General features: G+C 60.6%; 21 protein-coding genes and 1 tRNA gene. 2 read left to right on the top strand and 20 right to left on the bottom strand.

All coding sequences use genetic code 11. The features are described 5' to 3' along the window. Positions 1-63 precede the first annotated feature (63 nt). The 18 genes from DM807_RS13080 to DM807_RS12995 all read right to left on the bottom strand — a co-directional run bounded on the left by DM807_RS13080 (position 64) and on the right by DM807_RS12995 (position 13,640). Positions 64-139, bottom strand: a tRNA-Lys gene (locus DM807_RS13080). A gap of 49 nt (positions 140-188) precedes the next feature. Then, positions 189-893: a 7-cyano-7-deazaguanine synthase QueC gene (queC, locus tag DM807_RS13075; protein WP_071984792.1), complete on the bottom strand. Its 705-nt coding sequence runs from the start codon at positions 891-893 to the stop codon at positions 189-191. Next, on the bottom strand, positions 893-1,540 hold the full coding sequence (queE, locus tag DM807_RS13070; RefSeq protein ID WP_012273760.1) for a 7-carboxy-7-deazaguanine synthase QueE: 648 nt from the start codon (positions 1,538-1,540) through the stop codon (positions 893-895). The genes queC and queE overlap by 1 nt, the downstream gene beginning before the upstream one ends. A gap of 167 nt (positions 1,541-1,707) precedes the next feature. Continuing rightward, the gene (gene ybgF / locus DM807_RS13065; RefSeq protein ID WP_012273761.1) at positions 1,708-2,514 is read right to left on the bottom strand and encodes a tol-pal system protein YbgF; all 807 of its coding nucleotides are present in this window, start codon (positions 2,512-2,514) and stop codon (positions 1,708-1,710) included. Between the two features lie 6 nt (positions 2,515-2,520). Further along, positions 2,521-3,021, bottom strand: a complete 501-nt coding sequence (pal, locus tag DM807_RS13060; protein ID WP_012273762.1) for a peptidoglycan-associated lipoprotein Pal — start codon at positions 3,019-3,021, stop codon at positions 2,521-2,523. A 54-nt stretch (positions 3,022-3,075) separates the two neighbouring features. Then, positions 3,076-4,347, bottom strand: coding sequence for a Tol-Pal system beta propeller repeat protein TolB (tolB, locus tag DM807_RS13055; protein WP_012273763.1), 1,272 nt, complete (start codon positions 4,345-4,347; stop codon positions 3,076-3,078). Positions 4,348-4,373: 26 nt separating this feature from the next. After that, positions 4,374-5,492: a cell envelope integrity protein TolA gene (gene tolA, locus DM807_RS13050; RefSeq protein ID WP_179027444.1), complete on the bottom strand. Its 1,119-nt coding sequence runs from the start codon at positions 5,490-5,492 to the stop codon at positions 4,374-4,376. Further along, on the bottom strand, positions 5,492-5,944 hold the full coding sequence (gene tolR / locus DM807_RS13045) for a protein TolR (protein ID WP_012273765.1): 453 nt from the start codon (positions 5,942-5,944) through the stop codon (positions 5,492-5,494). The genes tolA and tolR overlap by 1 nt, the downstream gene beginning before the upstream one ends. A 14-nt stretch (positions 5,945-5,958) precedes the next feature. After that, on the bottom strand, positions 5,959-6,654 hold the full coding sequence (tolQ, locus tag DM807_RS13040; RefSeq protein WP_010952367.1) for a protein TolQ: 696 nt from the start codon (positions 6,652-6,654) through the stop codon (positions 5,959-5,961). Between the two features lie 2 nt (positions 6,655-6,656). Continuing rightward, positions 6,657-7,109, bottom strand: a complete 453-nt coding sequence (gene ybgC / locus DM807_RS13035; RefSeq protein WP_012273766.1) for a tol-pal system-associated acyl-CoA thioesterase — start codon at positions 7,107-7,109, stop codon at positions 6,657-6,659. Between the two features lie 125 nt (positions 7,110-7,234). After that, the gene (gene ruvB, locus DM807_RS13030; protein ID WP_012273767.1) at positions 7,235-8,281 is read right to left on the bottom strand and encodes a Holliday junction branch migration DNA helicase RuvB; all 1,047 of its coding nucleotides are present in this window, start codon (positions 8,279-8,281) and stop codon (positions 7,235-7,237) included. Next, positions 8,278-8,895 carry a Holliday junction branch migration protein RuvA gene (gene ruvA, locus DM807_RS13025; protein WP_012273768.1) on the bottom strand — a complete coding sequence of 206 codons (618 nt, stop codon included), beginning with the start codon at positions 8,893-8,895 and terminating at the stop codon, positions 8,278-8,280. The genes ruvB and ruvA overlap by 4 nt, the downstream gene beginning before the upstream one ends. 109 nt (positions 8,896-9,004) lie before the next feature. After that, positions 9,005-9,529: a crossover junction endodeoxyribonuclease RuvC gene (gene ruvC / locus DM807_RS13020; RefSeq protein WP_012273769.1), complete on the bottom strand. Its 525-nt coding sequence runs from the start codon at positions 9,527-9,529 to the stop codon at positions 9,005-9,007. Positions 9,530-9,655: 126 nt separating this feature from the next. After that, positions 9,656-10,402, bottom strand: coding sequence for a YebC/PmpR family DNA-binding transcriptional regulator (locus tag DM807_RS13015; RefSeq protein ID WP_179027443.1), 747 nt, complete (start codon positions 10,400-10,402; stop codon positions 9,656-9,658). A 114-nt stretch (positions 10,403-10,516) separates the two neighbouring features. After that, positions 10,517-12,292, bottom strand: coding sequence for an aspartate--tRNA ligase (gene aspS / locus DM807_RS13010; protein WP_012273771.1), 1,776 nt, complete (start codon positions 12,290-12,292; stop codon positions 10,517-10,519). A 93-nt stretch (positions 12,293-12,385) separates the two neighbouring features. Then, positions 12,386-12,607, bottom strand: coding sequence for an FmdB family zinc ribbon protein (locus tag DM807_RS13005; RefSeq protein ID WP_012273772.1), 222 nt, complete (start codon positions 12,605-12,607; stop codon positions 12,386-12,388). Positions 12,608-12,699: 92 nt separating this feature from the next. Further along, complete coding sequence (locus DM807_RS13000) at positions 12,700-13,029, bottom strand: ribbon-helix-helix domain-containing protein (protein ID WP_012273773.1); 330 nt, start codon at positions 13,027-13,029, stop codon at positions 12,700-12,702. Between the two features lie 137 nt (positions 13,030-13,166). Next, positions 13,167-13,640, bottom strand: coding sequence for a Dps family protein (locus tag DM807_RS12995; protein ID WP_003254783.1), 474 nt, complete (start codon positions 13,638-13,640; stop codon positions 13,167-13,169). 281 nt (positions 13,641-13,921) lie between these two features. Between DM807_RS12995 and DM807_RS27890 the strand changes: the two genes are divergently transcribed. After that, complete coding sequence (locus DM807_RS27890; protein WP_012273774.1) at positions 13,922-14,515, top strand: cold-shock protein; 594 nt, start codon at positions 13,922-13,924, stop codon at positions 14,513-14,515. Between the two features lie 61 nt (positions 14,516-14,576). Here DM807_RS27890 and DM807_RS12985 read toward each other — a convergent pair whose 3' ends face one another. Then, positions 14,577-14,783 carry a SlyX family protein gene (locus DM807_RS12985; protein WP_012273775.1) on the bottom strand — a complete coding sequence of 69 codons (207 nt, stop codon included), beginning with the start codon at positions 14,781-14,783 and terminating at the stop codon, positions 14,577-14,579. A gap of 1 nt (position 14,784) precedes the next feature. Continuing rightward, positions 14,785-15,204 (bottom strand): HIT family protein, encoded by a 420-nt coding sequence (locus tag DM807_RS12980; RefSeq protein ID WP_060492655.1) that lies wholly within the window; start codon positions 15,202-15,204, stop codon positions 14,785-14,787. Positions 15,205-15,895: 691 nt separating this feature from the next. Between DM807_RS12980 and DM807_RS12975 the strand changes: the two genes are divergently transcribed. Next, on the top strand, positions 15,896-17,179 hold the full coding sequence (locus DM807_RS12975) for an OprD family porin (RefSeq protein ID WP_012273777.1): 1,284 nt from the start codon (positions 15,896-15,898) through the stop codon (positions 17,177-17,179). Positions 17,180-17,300 lie beyond the last annotated feature (121 nt).

Here is a 17,300-nt window from a genome sequence, read left to right as displayed (position 1 = left end):
AAGGCCTGTGAAAACGAAAAAGCCCGCGACCATTACTGGTAGCGGGCTTTGACGTATTGCGTGTGGTGGGTCGTGTAGGATTCGAACCTACGACCAATTGGTTAAAAGCCAACTGCTCTACCAACTGAGCTAACGACCCATTTGATGGCGCGTATAATACTGATTTCTAACGAGAAATCAACACCCAATCAAAAAACCTTTGAAAAATACCGCGTTGGGTCTTCGACACCGGCGGCCTTGAAGCCGTCGGCGCGCAGGCGGCAGCTGTCGCATTTGCCACAGGCACGGCCGTCATCATCGGCCTGGTAGCAGGAAACGGTCAGGCTGTAATCCACACCGCGGGCCATACCGGCCTGCACGATCTGCGCCTTGCTCATGTTCTGCAGCGGCGCCTGGATGCGGAAACCCTGCCCCTCTACACCGGCTTTGGTCGCCAGGTTTGCCATGCGCTCGAAGGCTTCGACGAACTCGGGGCGGCAATCCGGGTAGCCGGAGTAATCCACGGCATTGACGCCAATGAAAATATCACGCGCCTCCAACACTTCGGCCCAGCCCAGGGCAAGCGAAAGGAACACGGTGTTGCGCGCTGGCACATAAGTGACCGGGATGCCCTCACTTGGGGCTTCCGGCACATCGATGTTGCTGTCGGTCAACGCCGAACCGCCAATGCCGTCAAGGTTCAGCCCGATCACCTTGTGCTCCACCACTCCCAGGTCACGGGCCACGCGGGCAGCGGCATTCAACTCGGCACGATGGCGCTGGCCGTAATCGAAGCTCATGGTGTAGCAGCTGTAGCCTTCGGCCTTGGCCATGGCAACTACGGTGGCCGAGTCCAGGCCCCCGGACAACAGGATTACTGCGCGTTTATCGGTCATGTGTAGGTGCTCCTCAATCAACGTCCGGGTTCGTCGTTCCACAGCAGCTTGTGCAGCTGCAGCTGGAAGCGTACGGGCAGGTTGTCGGCAACGATCCAGTCCGCCAGGTCGCTGGCTTTCACCTGGTGGTGGCTCGGCGAGAACAACACCTCACCCGCACGCTCGGAAAGGTTGTACTGGATCAGCTTGGAAACTGCCCAGTCGTAGTCCTCGCGGGAACAGATGACGAACTTGACCTGGTCGTTACGGGTCAGCTGCTCGATGTTCTCGTAGCGGTTACGGTGCGATTCTTCGGAACCTGGGGTTTTCAGGTCGACCACACGGCTGACGCGGGTGTCGGTACCGGTAATGTCCAACGCACCGCTGGTTTCCAGCGACACTTCGTACCCGGCATCACACAGCCGCTGCAGTAACGGCAGGGCGTTGGGCTGGGCCAATGGCTCACCACCGGTGACACAGACGTAGCGCGGTTTGAAACCGGCCACCTGCTCAAGGATCGAATCGAGGGTGCGAAGGGTACCGCCACTGAAGGCATAGGCACTGTCGCAGTACTGGCAGCGCAGGGGGCAACCTGTGAGGCGCACGAATACGGTGGGCAACCCAGCCGTTCGCGTTTCACCCTGCAAAGAGTAAAAGACTTCGGTGATGCGTAATGTGTCTTGCATGCTCGCCACGGGCGTGACAGCTAAACAGGCTGCCCGCCTCCTCAGGCACTGTTGCGGACTCGACATAGCGTTATCCGCAGCAGCGTGTTTACGAAAAAAGGGCAGTGATTCTAACGAAAAAACCCGCGACTGGCGCGGGTTTCTTTCGAGCGGTGCAACTACGACACTCAGAGCTTCTGCAGGTCACGCTGAGCCAGTTGCGCGGCCGAGGTGCCGGGGTACTGGGTAATAACCTGCTGCAGGATGCCCTTGACCTTGTCGGTATGCCCCATACGGCGCTCGACATCGGCCAGTTTGTACAGTGAATCGGGCACCTTGCTGTGCTTCGGATACTTCTGACTTACTTGAGCGAAGGCCTGGCTTGCGCCTGGCAGGTCACCCTTGGCCAGGTTCACTTCACCCAACCAGTACTGCGCGTTGCCGGCGTACTGGCTGTTTGGGTACTTGCGCAGGAATGCGTTGAACGCCTGGCTGGCCTTGTCGAAGTCTTTCTGTTTGATCAGGTCGAAAGCAGCATCGTAGTAAAGCTTTTCTTTCGCCGGATCACCGGGCTCGCTACTGGCGGCCGGTTGTTGCGCAGCAGCACCTGCTGCTGCATCCGGGGCGGCATTGGACGCACCACCACCGGTGGAATTGTCAGGGGTTGCGGCAGGCGCAGCGCCACTGTTGATGCGACGGTCCAGGTCCTGGTAACGCTCCAGGTTTTCCTGCTTCATGCGCGACACATCGTTTTGCAGCTCTTCGATGATGCCTTGCTGGCGGGAAAGCTGATCCTGCATCTGTTGCAGCTGCATGAACAGCTGGCCCTGTGCAGAGGCAGGGGCCGAAGCCCCTGACCCGGCATAGGCGCCGCTCGTGCCATAACCCGCAGGCGGATAGCTGCCTGCGTTGTCATCTACTACAGGGACCTCAGCCCAGGCCGCGAGCGGCAGGCTGAGTGCGAGGACGGTTACTACACGGCGGCACATACGCATAAGAACTTACTTACGCAGTTCTACGCGACGGTTCTGAGCCCAGGACTGCTCGTCGTTGCCGGTGGCAACTGGACGCTCTTCGCCGTAGGAAACCAGTTCCAGCTGAGCAGGGGAAACGCCCTGCAGAACCAGGTAGCGCTGAACGGCTTTCGCACGACGCTCACCCAGAGCCATGTTGTACTCGCGGGTGCCGCGCTCGTCGGTGTTGCCTTCCAGAACAACGCGGTTGCCGTTGGACTTCAGGTCCTTGGCGTGAACGTCCAGAGCGCGCATGGCTTCTGGCTTCAGGTCCGAGCTGTCGTATTCGAAGTAGAAGGTGGTGATTGCGCGCAGGGCGGCTTCTTCGCTCAGGGAACCGTCAACAGCGCCAGTGTTGGCACCGTAGCCAGCGTTAGGATCTACAGCAGCGCCTTCGCCTGCGTTATCACCGCCCTTCGAGGAGCAACCTACAGCTACAGCCATGGCCAGAGCCAGCGCAGCAAATTTACCAAACTTCAGCATTTCCATCGTGAAACTCCTAATGAAACCCCAGTGTGTTAAGCAAAACGTATTACGCCGCAATCAGTTCAGGTAAGGGGACCAGGACGGTTCTCTGACTTCGCCTTGAGCGGTAGGAAGTGGGAGCCTCACGCGGCCATTAAGCGACACGAGCATCAAGACTCCCCGGCCCTGCTGGCGGGTGGCGTAGATTAGCATGGTGCCGTTTGGCGCGACAGTGGGAGACTCATCAAGACTTGTTTCAGACAGAATCTTTACACTTCCGCGCTGCAAGTCCTGTGCCGCCACTTTGAAGTTGGTAAAGCCCTGTTGGCGATGGATCATCACCAGGGTCTTTTCGTCTGCCGAAAGTTTCGGGTTGGCGTTGTAGTTACCCACGAACGTTACACGCTCGGCACCGCCACCACTGACCGACTGTTTATAGATCTGCGGTTTGCCGCCACGGTCGGAAGTGAAGTAAAGGGTGTTGCCATCCTTACCCCAGAACGGCTCGGTATTGATACCTGGGCCGGCAGTGACACGGCTGATCTGGCGCGAAGCCACATTCATCACGTAGATGTCCGGGTTGCCGTCCTTGGACAGCACGAACGCCAGGCGCGAACCGTCCGGCGACCAGGCTGGCGCGCCGTTCAGGCCTTCGAAGTTGGTCACCTGCTCGCGGCGACCGGTATCGATGTTCTGAATGAAGATACGCGGGCGCTTCTGCTCGAACGAAACGTAGGCGATACGCTTGCCATCCGGCGCAAAGCGCGGCGACAGGATCGGTTCGCGCGACTGCAGCAGGGTTACCGCACGCGCACCGTCGTAGTCCGAACGCTGCAGGGTGTAACGGGTGTTGTTGGTGGAGAAGCGCTCGGCCGTCACGTACAGCATGCGGGTAGAGAACGCCCCCTTGATGCCGGTGAGCTTCTCGAACGACTGGTCGGCAATGTAGTGCGCCATGTCGCGCAGCTGGTCGGTGCTGCCCGCCACGCTACCGGTCAGCACTTGCTGCTCGGTGGCGACGTTGAACAGCGCGTACTGCACCTGCAGGCGACCGCCCGACGGCACGATGCTGCCGACCATCACGTACTGGGCACCCAGCGCTTTCCAGTCACGGAAGATCACTTCGCTGGCCTGCGACGGCTGGCTGATCATGTTCTGCCGCGGAATCGGCGAGTAGTAACCAGAGTTGCGCAGGTCGTTGCCGATGATGTCGGCGATGTCTTCGGGCAGCACGCTGCCGCCCTGCAGGCCGAACGGCACTACCGCGATGGGTGTAGCCCGGTCACTGCCACTGGTGACCAGGATGTTCTTTTCCTCTGCCACCGCCATGCCTGCCACGCAGCACAGCATGACCAGCAGTCCTCTCAGACGTTTAATCACAACGCTAGATCCTCAGGTGTAAATGTCATCTTGAACGAACGATATTGGTTGAAATCGCTCGGCTTCATACCCTGCATCTCGGTCAAACGACCAATGTTCTTCACCGCAGCCACCGCCGAACTGTCATACGGGCCGTCACCACTGGAACGGGCCACGCTGACACTGGTGATGGTACCGTCCGGCAACATGTTGATCTGCAGGACCACCGTCATGCCCTTGCGCGCGGAAGGCGGACGCGCCCAGCCCTCGGCCGCGCGCATGCGGATCAGGTCGTCGAAGTCGCCGGCCACCTGGTCACCCTGCTCGTCGGCCAGCGCCTGCTGCCGCTCGGTGGTGTCGGACAACAGCTCGGCCAGGGCCTGGGCTTTCTTGTCTTCTGCCGCCTTGCGGGCCGCTTCCTGTGCCTTCTTCTCCTGGGCGTCTGCAGCGGCCTTTTTCTTGGCCTCTTCAGCTGCCTTCTTCTTAGCGTCCTCGGCCGCCGCCTTCTTCTTGGCGTCCTCGGCTGCTTTCTTCTTGGCCTCCTCGGCTGCCTTTTTCTTGGCGTCCTCGGCGGCTTGTTTCTTCGCCTCTTCAGCGGCCTCTTTCTTGGCCTCTTCTTCGGCTTTTTTCTTGGCTTCGTCCTCGGCCTTCTTCTTGGCGATGTCGGCCTGCTGCTTCTCGGCAGCCTTCTTCGCCTCGTCGGCCTTCTTGGCTTCGGCAGCTTTCTTGGCTTCGGCAGCCTTGGCGGCTTCTGCGGCCTTGGCAGCGTCTTCGGCTTTTTTCGCCTCGGCGGCTTCGCGGGCCTCCTCGGCCTTTTGAGCAGCGTCGGCTTTCTTTTGTTCCGCAGCCTTCACTGCTTCCTGCTCGACCTTCTTCTGCTCCAACTGCTCGACTTCGGTCTGGCGCGAAGCGGTTTTCTTCGCTTCCCCGGCAATCTTCTGATTGGTCTGGGTGGTCGCCTGGCTCTTGGACTTGAGCTGGTACAGGGTAGCCTGAACGATCGGCTTGGAAGGCGGCAGCTCAGGCGTCATGGCAAAACTGACGAACAGCAGGGCGAACACCAGCACATGCAGGCCGATGGCCCAGACACTGGGCCAGAAGTAGCTTTCCGAGGCGGATGGCTCTCGCTGTTGCATCAGGGCGCCTCGGTAATCAGGCCAACGTTACCGACACCGGCCTTCTGCAACCCGCCCATGGCACCCATGACCGCGCCATAGTCGACAGCCTTGTCGCCACGAATGAACACCTGGGTTTGCTTGCCCTGGTCACGGCCGGCAGCAATGATCTTGGTCACTGCATTGGTCATGTCAGGCAAGGTCATGGCCTTGTCCATCTGCTTGTCGGTATCGACTTCGCTGCCAAGGTTCCAGTAGTAGGTTTTATCGGCCTTGATGGAGATGGTGAGGATCTGGACGTTGTTGTCCTGCGGCAAGGCTTCGCTGGAAACCTTGGGCAGGTCGACCTTCACGCCCTGGTTGAGCATGGGCGCCGTCACCATGAAGATGACCAGCAGCACCAGCATCACGTCGATGTAGGGCACCACGTTCATCTCGGCGACGGGCTTGCGTTTGTGGCGAACTCGGGCCATGGGCTTCTACCTGATTACTCTTCGCTGGTGTGCACTTTGCGGTGCAGGATCGCCTGGAACTCGTCGGCGAAGGTGTAGTAACGACCGATCAGCACTTCACTGCGCGCGGCGAAACGGTTGTAGGCGATGACCGCCGGGATCGCTGCGAACAGGCCGATGGCGGTGGCGATCAGCGCTTCGGCGATACCTGGGGCGACAGTGGCCAGGGTGGCTTGCTGGGCGCTGGCCAGGCCGCGGAAGGAGTTCATGATGCCCCATACGGTACCGAACAGGCCGATGTACGGGCTGGTGGAACCAACGGTGGCCAGGAACGGCAGGCTCTGTTCGAGTTTTTCTTCCTCGCGAGAAATGGCCACGCGCATGGCACGGCCAACGCCTTCCATCACCGCGTCCGGGTCAACGCCCGGTTGCTGGCGCAGGCGCGAGAACTCCTTGAAGCCGGCACGGAACACCTGCTCCACGCCAGAGTCCGGGTCTGGGTTGCTGCCTGCCTGGCGGTACAGCTTGGACAGGTCGATGCCCGACCAGAAGCGCTCCTCGAAGGCATCCAGCGCACGACGACCGGCGCGCAGCATGGTGCTGCGCTGGAAGATCATGATCCATGAGGTGACCGAGGCGGCCACCAGGGTCAGCATTACCAGCTGTACCACCACGCTGGCATTGCTGACCAGACTCCACATGGAGGTATGGTCGACGACGTTAGCTTCCACGCTTATTCTCCTGCATTCGATTGATTACCCGAGCCGTCCGCCATAAAGGCTTCGCGCAGCTGGGGGGGTATGGCTCGGGGTTTGAAAGTGTCGGCGCGCACGGCGGCCACCAGGAACTGCCCTTCGCAAAGCAGCGTGTCATCCTTTTCCCGCCAGACCTGCTGCACGAAGCGCAAGCTGGCGCGATTGAGTTCAAGTACTTGCGCGGTCACCCGCAGTTCGTCATCAAGCCGCGCCGGCGCGTGATACCGCGCTTCGCTGGAATGAACCACGAACAGCAGGTTGTCTTCGGCCAGTTGCGACTGGGAAAAGCCCAGGTGCCGCAGGCGTTCGGTGCGCGCGCGCTCCATGAATTTCAGGTAGTTGACGTAATACACCACGCCGCCCGCATCGGTATCTTCGTAATAGACGCGACAACGGTGTGCGAACGGTTCGAGCTGATTTTGCGCGCGCATACTCTAGTGCTTACTCCTCAGCTTGCCAATCCGCTGTGGCAACTGTTTTTTCTTCATTGATGTCTTATTGCCAGCGCACTTTGGGCATGCCAGCGGTAGGACCACGAAAAGTCGCTTTCGATCTGTCATTCATCGCCTGGCTCGGAAAAATCACCACCCTCCCCCAAGCGCCCGGGAATATTCAGGCCAAAGTGCAGGTAGGCATGCCGGGTGACCACGCGGCCACGCGGCGTACGCATGATGTAGCCCTGCTGGATCAGGTACGGCTCAAGCACATCCTCGATGGTATGACGCTCTTCGCTGATGGCCGCGGCCAGGTTGTCCACGCCCACCGGGCCGCCATCGAATTTTTCGATCATGGTCAGCAGCAGGCGGCGGTCGGAATGATCGAAACCACGCTCGTCGACGTCCAGCAGGTTCAGCGCCATGTCGGCCACGGCCTTGGTGATCTGGCCCTTGCCGCGTACTTCGGCGTAGTCGCGCACCCGGCGCAGCAGGCGGTTGGCGATACGCGGCGTACCCCGAGCGCGGCGAGCGATCTCGTAGGCGCCGAGGTCTTCGATGGCCAGGCCAAGGATGTTGGCCGAACGGCTGACGATAGTGGCCAGGTCCTTGTCGCTGTAGAACTCCAGGCGCTGGACGATACCGAAGCGGTCACGCAACGGGTTGGTGAGCATGCCGGCACGGGTGGTAGCGCCTACCAGGGTGAACGGTGGCAGGTCCAGCTTGATCGAACGCGCCGCCGGGCCTTCGCCAATCATGATGTCGAGCTGGAAATCCTCCATGGCCGGGTACAACACCTCTTCGACGACCGGCGACAGCCGATGGATTTCGTCGATGAACAGCACATCGTGCGGCTCGAGGTTGGTCAGCATGGCTGCCAGGTCGCCAGGGCGTTCCAGAATAGGCCCCGAGGTGCTCTTCACCGACACGCCCATTTCATGGGCGATGATGTTGGCCAGGGTGGTCTTGCCCAGGCCTGGCGGGCCAAAGATCAGCGTGTGATCGAGCGACTCGCTGCGGCCACGCGCCGCCTGGATGAACAGCGCCATCTGCTCGCGCACCACCGGCTGGCCGATATAATCGTCCAGGCTCAGCGGGCGAATCGCACGGTCCTGGACCTCTTCGCGGTCGCGGCCACTGGCGGCGATCAGGCGGTCGGCTTCGATCACTTGGTTATCATCCCTTTCAGGCTGCGGCGGATCAGTTCTTCACTGCTCAAGCCGGCCTTGTCCTTGATCGCAGCGATTGCCTTGCTGGCTTCCTGCGGCTTGTAGCCGAGCGAGACCAGGGCACTGACCGCATCGGCCTCGGCGCTGGACTCGCTGGCGACCGGCAACGGCCCGTCGGACACCAGGGTGAACATGGCCGGTGACGTCTCCCAGGCTTTGAAGCGGTCCTTGAGCTCGACCAGCAAGCGTTCGGCGGTTTTTTTGCCAACACCGGGCACGCGCACCAGGGCCGACGTGTCCTGGGCTTGCACGCAGCGCACCAGTTCGTCCACTTCCAGCCCGGACATCAGCGCCAGGGCCAGCTTCGGCCCCACGCCGTTCAGGCGGATCAGCTCGCGGAACAACTCGCGCTCGCGCTTTTCGGCAAAGCCATAGAGCAAGTGGGCGTCTTCGCGCACGACCAGGTGGGTATGCACGGTGACGGCTTCGCCCACCTTGGGCAGACGGTACAGCGTGGTCATGGGAACTTCCAGTTCGTATCCCACGCCGTTGACGTCGATAATCAGGTGCGGCGGCTGTTTTTCCGCCAGGGTGCCGCGCAAACGTCCAATCACGTTCCGATCCTTCCTCTCGGGGAGCCGGTCAAAGACCGCTCAACCCTATCAGCAAATGCAGCGGGTGAACGCATCACCCGAACAAAATATGTATCAGCGCATGAAGCGCCTACAGACGCAAGCGCCCGCCGCGTCGCCGTGCCGTGGCCAGGCCATGTGGTACCAAGCTGGAACGGGTGTGAGCGTGGCACAGGGCGATGGCCAGGGCATCGGAGGCATCGATCTGTGGCTTTTGCGTCAATTTCAGCAGGTGCATGACCATCATCATCACCTGCTCCTTGTTGGCCCCACCCGTGCCGGCCACGGCCTGCTTGACCTGGGTGGCGCTGTATTCGGCGATTTCCAGGCCGGCCTCGGCGGCGGCGACGATGGCCGCGCCACGGGCCTGGCCGAGCTTTAGCGCCGAATCGGCGTTGCGGGCCATGAACACCCGCTCGATACCCATGGTCACCGGGCCGTGCTGGGCGATGATTTCACTGACACCCCGAAAAACAATCTGCAGCCGCTCGTGCAGCTCGCCGCTGCCGGTGCGGATACAACCCGATGCCACGTACTCGCAACCACGGGCGGTCTGACGGACCACACCGTAACCGGTGATGCGCGAACCGGGGTCGATACCAAGAATCAGAGTCATAACACCTGCGGAGTTTTACCAATTTCACCGGTCTATTCGCGGGCAAGCCCGCCCCTACAAAGACCTCGCAGTCCCTGTAGGAGCGGGCTTGCCCGCGAATAAACCCTCAAGGCGAACGAAACAACCTTAGCCGAGGTTTTCCATGATCTCATCGGAAATCTGGGCGTTGGAGTAGACGTTCTGCACGTCGTCCAGGTCTTCGAGCATGTCGATCAGCTTGAGCACCTTTTCCGCACCGTCCCGGTCAAGTTCGGCGCTAGTGGTCGGCTGCATGACGATTTCCGCGTCAGCGGCCTTGAAGCCAGCCTCTTCCAGCGCGTTACGCACGGCATAGAAGCTATTGAACGAAGTGAACACCTCGAACGAGCCGTCATCGTTGGCCACCACGTCGTCGGCATCGGCCTCCATTGCCGCTTCCATCAACGCGTCTTCTTCAACGCCCGGGGCAAAGCTGATCTGCCCCTTGCGCTCGAACAGGTAGGCCACCGAACCGTCGGTGCCCAGGTTGCCACCGCACTTGGTAAAGGCATGGCGCACGGCGGCGGCAGTACGGTTGCGGTTGTCGGTCATGGCTTCGACCATGATCGCCACGCCACCGGGGCCATAACCTTCGTAGCTGAGCTCTTCGACGTTGTCGCTTTCATTGGTGCCAGCGCCACGGGCCACGGCGCGGTCGATGATGTCGCGACTCATGTTGGCGCCCAGCGCCTTGTCCAGCGCCAGGCGCAAGCGCGGGTTGGATGCCGGGTCAGGGCCGCCTTGCTTGGCAGCTACCGTCAGCTCACGGATCCACTTGGTGAAGACCTTGCCTCTCTTGGCATCCTGGCGCTCTTTGCGGTGCTTGATGTTCGCCCACTTGGAATGACCAGCCATAACGACTCCGAATCCTTTGAATCACAAACAGCCCCGCCCCATGACGGGGCGGGACGGGAGAATACTTGCGCCGAAACGCAAAGGCGCATCCATATGGATGCGCCCGGGGACTGCTTACTCGACCTTGGTCTGTTCGCGCAGTCGGATGTGCAGCTCGCGCAGGGCCTTGGCGTCGACCAGGCCAGGGGCCTGGGTCATGACGCATGCAGCGCTCTGGGTTTTCGGGAACGCGATCACTTCACGGATCGACTGGGCGCCGGTCATCAGCATGACCAGGCGGTCCAGGCCGAAGGCCAGGCCGCCGTGGGGCGGTGCGCCGAATTTCAGGGCGTCGAGCAGGAAGCCGAACTTCTCTTCCTGTTCTTCTGCCTCGATACCCAGCAGGCGGAATACCGCCTGTTGCATCTCTTTACGGTGAATACGGATCGAGCCGCCACCCAGCTCGGTGCCGTTCAGGACCATGTCGTAGGCACGGGACAGGGCCGTGGCCGGGTTGGCCTCCAGCTCTTCCGGGGTGCACTTGGGCGCGGTGAACGGGTGGTGCAGCGCGGTGAAGCTGCCGTCTTCGTTCTCTTCGAACATCGGGAAGTCGACGACCCACATCGGTGCCCACTCGCAGGTCAGCAGCTCGAAGTCGTGACCCAGGCGGATACGCAGCGCGCCCAGGGCTTCGCTGACCACCTTGAACTTGTCGGCGCCGAAGAACACGATGTCGCCATCTACAGCACCCACGCGGTCGAGGATGTTGTTGAGGTTGGCTTCAGGGATGTTCTTGACGATCGGCGACTGCAGGCCTTCGACGCCCTTGGCACGCTCGTTGACCTTGATGTAGGCCAGGCCCTTGGCACCGTAAATGCCGACGAACTTGGTGTACTCGTCGATCTTGCTGCGCGGCATGCTCGCACCGCCTGGCAGACGCAGGGCGGTAACGCGGCACTTCGGATCGTTGGCCGGGCCGGCGAATACTTTGAAGTCGACATCCTTCAACTGGTCGGCAACGTCGACCAGTTCCAGCGGGTTACGCAGGTCTGGCTTGTCGGAGCCATAGCGGCGCATGGCCTCTTCGAAGGTCATGTGCGGGAATTCGCCGAACTCCAGGTCCAGCACTTCCTTGAACAGCTTGCGGATCATGCTTTCGGTCAAGCCCATGATCTCGCTTTCATCGAGGAAGCTGGTCTCGATGTCGATCTGGGTGAATTCCGGCTGGCGGTCGGCCCGCAGGTCTTCGTCACGGAAGCACTTGGCGATCTGGTAGTAGCGGTCGAAACCGGCGACCATCAGCAGCTGCTTGAACAGCTGTGGCGACTGCGGCAGAGCGAAGAAGCTACCGGCGTGGGTACGGCTTGGCACCAGGTAGTCACGCGCACCTTCCGGGGTAGCACGGGTGAGGATCGGGGTTTCGACGTCGAGGAAACCATTTTCGTCGAGGAAGCGACGAATGCTGCTGGTGATGCGCGAGCGCAGGCGCAGCTTGTCAGCCATTTCCGGGCGACGCAGATCGATGAAGCGGTAACGCAGGCGGGTTTCCTCGCCGACGTCGGAGTATTCGTTCAGCGGGAACGGCGGGGTTTCTGCTTCGTTGAGCACGTTCAGCTGGTAGCCGAGGATCTCGATTGCACCGGACGCCATGTTGGCATTCACCGCACCGTCAGGGCGCTTGCGGACCTTGCCGGTGATCTGCACGACGTATTCGCTGCGCACACGGTCGGCAGCGGCGAAGGTTTCGGCGCGATCCGGGTCGAACACGACCTGGGCCATGCCTTCGCGGTCACGGATGTCGAGGAAGATCACCCCGCCGTGGTCGCGGCGACGATGGACCCAGCCGCAAAGGGTGACTTCCTGGCCGTCCAGGCTCTCGTTCAGTTGGCCGCAATAATGGCTGCGCATCATGATGGTGGTTTCGCTTCTCGTGATTCGTGTATTCGGTGGAGGCCTTGGCCGCCCGGAGGGCTAATACTGCAAGACCCGGTCACAGCATTCAACTCAGTCGGCCTTGTCGCCGCCTGCCAGATTCTTTTTCGCCCCGGTCTTGAAGTCGGTTTCGTACCAACCATTACCGCTCAGGCGGAAGCCTGGCACCGACAGCAGCTTTTTCAGTGCCGGCGCCTGGCAGGCCGGGCAATCGACCAGCGGCGCGGCGCTGATCTTCTGCAGCACTTCCATGCGGTGCTCGCAGGACGCACATTGATAGTCATAAAGGGGCATGGGTGTCTCTCGTCAACCACAACGCTGGCTGCCGGGGCAGCAAAAAGCGGGATTATATATGGTTAGCAAGCACTGCGCAGCCCGCCAGGCGATCAGCGCGCACTTGGCGGGTTCTGAAGCCACGCCACGCAGATGACCCGGATCAGCCCGCTGAAGTTGCGCACCCCACCCTGGCGCAGGTGCACTTCGCGGTCCACGTAGGACAACACGGCACTGACCGAGCAGCGGTTGGCAGCGGCGATGCGCTCCAGGATACCCCAGTAGACGGCCTCCAGGCGCAGACACGTGGAAAAGCCGTTGAGCCGCACCGAGCGCGACACCGGTTGGGCCTGCAACATGTCGAAATCCGCCTTGAACGGATCGATGCATTGTTTTGCGGGCCAACTCCCCTGGCCAATACTACGTTTGCTCGCTTGCATCATGCGCCACACTTCCTCGTCACAGGTACCAGGCGACCTATGAAGCGCTGATGCGCGAGCTTAAAGCAGCGGCAAAATCTTCCTGCACAACCTCTAGACCCCGGCCGGGCATGCCGACCAGGGCTTTTGCACGATGGCCGTTACTTGCCGTCGAGCAGCACCCGCAGCATCCAGGCGGTTTTCTCGTGCACTTGCATGCGCTGGGTCAGCAAGTCGGCGGTCGGCTCGTCACTGACTTTGTCCACCACCGGGAAAATACTGCGCGCAGTACGCACCACGGCCTCCTGACCCTGCACCAGCTGACGGATCATTTCGTCCGCAGGGGGCACGCCTTCCTCCTCCTTGATCGACGAGTGCCGCGCGTAGAATGCATACGACCCCGGCGCCGGGAAGCCCAGGGCACGGATGCGCTCGGCGATCGAATCGACTGCCAGCGCCAGTTCGTTGTACTGCTCTTCGAACATCAAATGCAGGGTGCGGAACGACGGACCGGTGACGTTCCAGTGAAAGTTATGGGTTTTCAGATACAGCACATAGGTATCCGACAACAGACGGGACAGCCCATCGACGATGGACTTGCGATCTTCTTCACTGATACCGATATCGATTGCCATGAAGTTCCCCTTTCCATAAGGCTTGAGACTCAAGCGGGCGCCGACCACTGTAGCAACACTTGGCGCATGCCGCATGTGACATGGCGCAACACATCGCCCGCCGGGCGGCCTGCGGTTTGAGTAGGCTGCGGCTTTACTGTTAAATAGGCACCGTGCCACCCGTGCGGACTGTCATTGCCGGGTGCATAGGCTGGCCTGTCACGTGTTCGCGCTCTACACCTCATGCGCACCGTGCTACCAGCTCTTCCTGTGATCGGCCTTATCAACTGTGAGCCAACCCCATGTTCAAGATCGTCCATCTGGTGACGGGCGTGGCAGCTTTGCTGCTATCGCTCATACCCAGCCTGAAAACCGATGCGACACCCTTCCTGCAGCAACCCGACGCGGTCTACCTGGCGCTGCTCGGCCTGCTCAACCTGGTACTGGCCCCGGTCGTGCCACTGTATTACCGCGGCGCGCGACAACAGCTGCAGCATCTAGCCTGCGCCCTGCTGGTGGTAGCCGTGGTACTGCAGACCCTGACGTTGCTGGCTCGCCCGGAAATGGGCAACCTGGCTGCCCTGGTCTGCGCGGTGCTGGCCGTAGCCCTGCACCTGGCCGTGGGCTTTGCCCGCACCCCGCGTAAAGCGCGCAGCAGCCAACACGCGGCACAAGATGTCGGCAGCCGTGATACCGGCACCGTCAAGTGGTTCAACACGTCGAAAGGCTTCGGTTTCATCTCCCGCGATTCGGGTGATGACATCTTCGTGCACTTTCGCGCCATTCGCGGTGAGGGCCACCGCATCCTGGTCGAAGGCCAGCGCGTGGAGTTTTCGGTGATGCACCGCGACAAGGGCCTGCAGGCCGAAGACGTGGTTGCAGTAACCCGACGCTGACGCCGCCTTCTCCGTGAGCACGGGCTTGCCCGCTCTCACGGAGAGCATGCCCAAGCAGTAGTCAGTAATGCGGCGGCGGCGCCTCTTCCCCTTCGCTGCCGTACTGGCCAACCATCTCTTCATGACGCTTGATCAGCTCGGCCATCTGCAATTGCAGCCGGTCAATCACCCGCCCTTGCTCGACGACCACGTCATTCAGCGCCTGAATAGTGTCATCCTGAAACGCCTGACGGGTTTCCAGTTCCACCATACGCATTTCCAGTGTCATTTCAGGCCTCCTGGTAACCAGCCAATTGCAGCCCGCGCAGGCGCTGGCGAACGGCTTGCAGCTGATCATCGGTGTACGCCACCGACGGGCACTTGCCCCAAACCGGGGCCGGCCAGGCAGCATCGTCGCGCCGGCGCACGATCACATGCATATGCAGCTGGCTGACCACATTGCCCAACGTTGCCACGTTCATCTTGTCAGCGCCGTAGCTGGTCTTCAGCGCTTCGGCCAACACGGTGGTTTCCTGCCACAACTGTTGCTGCTCTGCCGCATCCAGCTCGAACAGTTCGCTGATGCCGGCGCGCTTGGGCACCAGGATGAACCATGGGTAATTGGCATCCTTGCTCAGCAGCAACTGGCACAGCGCAAACTCCCCCAGCACCAGGGAATCCTGCTGCAAACGTGAATCGAGGACGAACACGGCATATCTCCTTCAGGCAAAACCATCCCGCATCGAGCGGAAAACAGGCCTGCAAGGATACCTTGCACATTCCCGGTAACACAGCGCTACTTTTCGCACCAAAATGAGGCCACCTGTCCGCCCTTCCCACACTTGCCACCCCACAAACGACTCTGGATGAACAAGTTGCGGTAACACATTGACTTTCATGGCAGCTTTTTAAATTTTAATGATTCTCGACTCCAATATCTCATCAACCCGCCTTCGGCCCGTATTTACGGCACTTTCCGACCCTCGGTAGCAGGTTTTGTGAAAATTTCATGAAGTGTTGTGAATTTTGAGCACGCTTGTTGCATTCACTTCACGCCAAGTCGGCACGACATCTGCAACGGCAGGTGTACGCGACAAATAACAACAGCGGCATTGGTTACCAGGGAGTTTCCTTAACCAGAATCGGTAGTTACCGATTTGTTACGGTGACAGGAACAGCGCTGGCGTTGTACGGCCCTTAAACCGGGGCGTGATTTGCGACATGGAAATATCTAAAAGCGACATGGCGAAAAAGTTCCGCAAAGAGTGCTTATAGCCATATCGCCAACAACAGTCAGCGTGCTATACATTTTCGCCGACATAAAAAGAAAGAGCTGCCCCATATAACTAAAACACATGGACGCAGCGGTACTCTTCCTAAAAACCAAAGGAGCAAATCACGATGCGCGTGATGAAGTGGAGCATGATCGCCCTGGCCGTTGCGGCAGGGACCTCGCAGTTGGCAATGGCCTCGGCACAAGACGAGTCCAAAGGTTTCATTGAAGACAGCAAGCTGAACGTCAAAACCCGCATGCTGTACTTCAGCCGAGACTTCCGCAACGTCCCGTCTGGCTCCCAGAGCCGCGTTGAAGAAACCGGCCTCGGCTTCCTCGGCACCTTCGAGTCGGGCTTCACCCAAGGTACCGTCGGCTTCGGCGTCGACGCCATCGGCATGCTCGGCATCAAGCTGGACAGCGGCAAAGGCCGTGCCGGCACCGGCCTGTTCCCGGAAGGCTCCGACGGTCGCTCGCAGGATGACTACTCCGAAGGCGGCGGCGCAGTGAAAATGCGCATTTCCAACACCGTGCTGAAGTTCGGCGACCAGTTCACCGCACTGCCAGTACTGGCTACCGACGACAGCCGACTGCTGCCGGAAGTTGCCGAAGGCGGCCTGATCACCAGCAACGAAATCGATGGCCTGACCCTGCACGCCGGTCACTTCACCGCGCTGAACGCACAGGCTCAGACTTACCACGACAGCCTGAACCTGACCGAGGCCAACGTCTTTGGTGGCACCTACGCCATCACCGAAAACCTCAGCACCAGCGTTTACTACTCGCGTGTCGAAGACCACTTCCGCAAGTGGTACGGCAACATCAACTGGGCGCTGCCGATCAGCGACAAGCAAGGCCTGGTGTTCGACTTCAACATTTACGACACCAAGTCGATCGGCGACAACCTGACCGGCGCATTCGTCAGCAAGTCCGACGGCAGCAACGAACTGGACAACATTGCAGCCAGCCTCTCGGCCGCCTACAACATTGGCGCACACACCTTCACCCTGGCCTACCAGAAAGTCAGCGGCGACGGTGACTATGCCTACGGCGTGGACGGTGGCGGCACGATCTTCCTGGCCAACTCGGTTGCCCGCTCCGACTTCAACGCCGAAGACGAAAAATCCTGGCAAGCGCGCTATGACCTGAACTTCGCCGAGTTCGGCGTACCAGGCCTGACCTTCATGACCCGTTACGTGCGCGGTACCGGTGCCTCCACCCGCACCACCGACGACGGTAAGGAATGGGAACGCGACATCGACGTCAAGTACGTGATGCAAAGCGGCCCGGCCAAGGACCTGAGCTTCCGCGTACGTCAGGCCACCTACCGTTCGGGCGATGGCGTGTACTACGGCTCCCCATCGATCGACGAACTGCGTCTGATCGTGGAGTACCCGCTGAGCATCCTGTAAGCCTGGCTTGCAGTGCCCCGCACTTGAAAAGCCCGGCGATCACGCCGGGCTTTTTCTTGGCTGACAAGTGCCACGCCCTGGGGCATCCTGTACGCCTTCGTTTCGCCCCCGTACAATGCGG

It is taken from the genome of Pseudomonas hunanensis, assembly GCF_013393325.1.
GTDB lineage: Bacteria > Pseudomonadota > Gammaproteobacteria > Pseudomonadales > Pseudomonadaceae > Aquipseudomonas > Aquipseudomonas putida_P.
The sequence above is the reverse complement of the archived record's forward strand: the minus strand, read 5'-3'. Positions and strand labels throughout refer to the sequence as shown.

Coding starts and splice junctions, on each gene's coding strand:
- queE (WP_012273760.1), bottom strand. CDS start 1,540: ATGCAAGACACATTACGCATCACCGAAGTCTTTTACTCTTTGCAGGGT.
- ybgF (WP_012273761.1), bottom strand. CDS start 2,514: ATGCGTATGTGCCGCCGTGTAGTAACCGTCCTCGCACTCAGCCTGCCG.
- pal (WP_012273762.1), bottom strand. CDS start 3,021: ATGGAAATGCTGAAGTTTGGTAAATTTGCTGCGCTGGCTCTGGCCATG.
- tolB (WP_012273763.1), bottom strand. CDS start 4,347: ATGCTGTGCTGCGTGGCAGGCATGGCGGTGGCAGAGGAAAAGAACATC.
- tolA (WP_179027444.1), bottom strand. CDS start 5,492: ATGCAACAGCGAGAGCCATCCGCCTCGGAAAGCTACTTCTGGCCCAGT.
- tolR (WP_012273765.1), bottom strand. CDS start 5,944: ATGGCCCGAGTTCGCCACAAACGCAAGCCCGTCGCCGAGATGAACGTG.
- ybgC (WP_012273766.1), bottom strand. CDS start 7,109: ATGCGCGCGCAAAATCAGCTCGAACCGTTCGCACACCGTTGTCGCGTC.
- ruvC (WP_012273769.1), bottom strand. CDS start 9,529: ATGACTCTGATTCTTGGTATCGACCCCGGTTCGCGCATCACCGGTTAC.
- DM807_RS13015 (WP_179027443.1), bottom strand. CDS start 10,402: ATGGCTGGTCATTCCAAGTGGGCGAACATCAAGCACCGCAAAGAGCGC.
- aspS (WP_012273771.1), bottom strand. CDS start 12,292: ATGATGCGCAGCCATTATTGCGGCCAACTGAACGAGAGCCTGGACGGC.
- DM807_RS13005 (WP_012273772.1), bottom strand. CDS start 12,607: ATGCCCCTTTATGACTATCAATGTGCGTCCTGCGAGCACCGCATGGAA.
- DM807_RS13000 (WP_012273773.1), bottom strand. CDS start 13,029: ATGATGCAAGCGAGCAAACGTAGTATTGGCCAGGGGAGTTGGCCCGCA.
- DM807_RS12995 (WP_003254783.1), bottom strand. CDS start 13,640: ATGGCAATCGATATCGGTATCAGTGAAGAAGATCGCAAGTCCATCGTC.
- DM807_RS27890 (WP_012273774.1), top strand. CDS start 13,922: ATGTTCAAGATCGTCCATCTGGTGACGGGCGTGGCAGCTTTGCTGCTA.
- DM807_RS12985 (WP_012273775.1), bottom strand. CDS start 14,783: ATGACACTGGAAATGCGTATGGTGGAACTGGAAACCCGTCAGGCGTTT.
- DM807_RS12975 (WP_012273777.1), top strand. CDS start 15,896: ATGCGCGTGATGAAGTGGAGCATGATCGCCCTGGCCGTTGCGGCAGGG.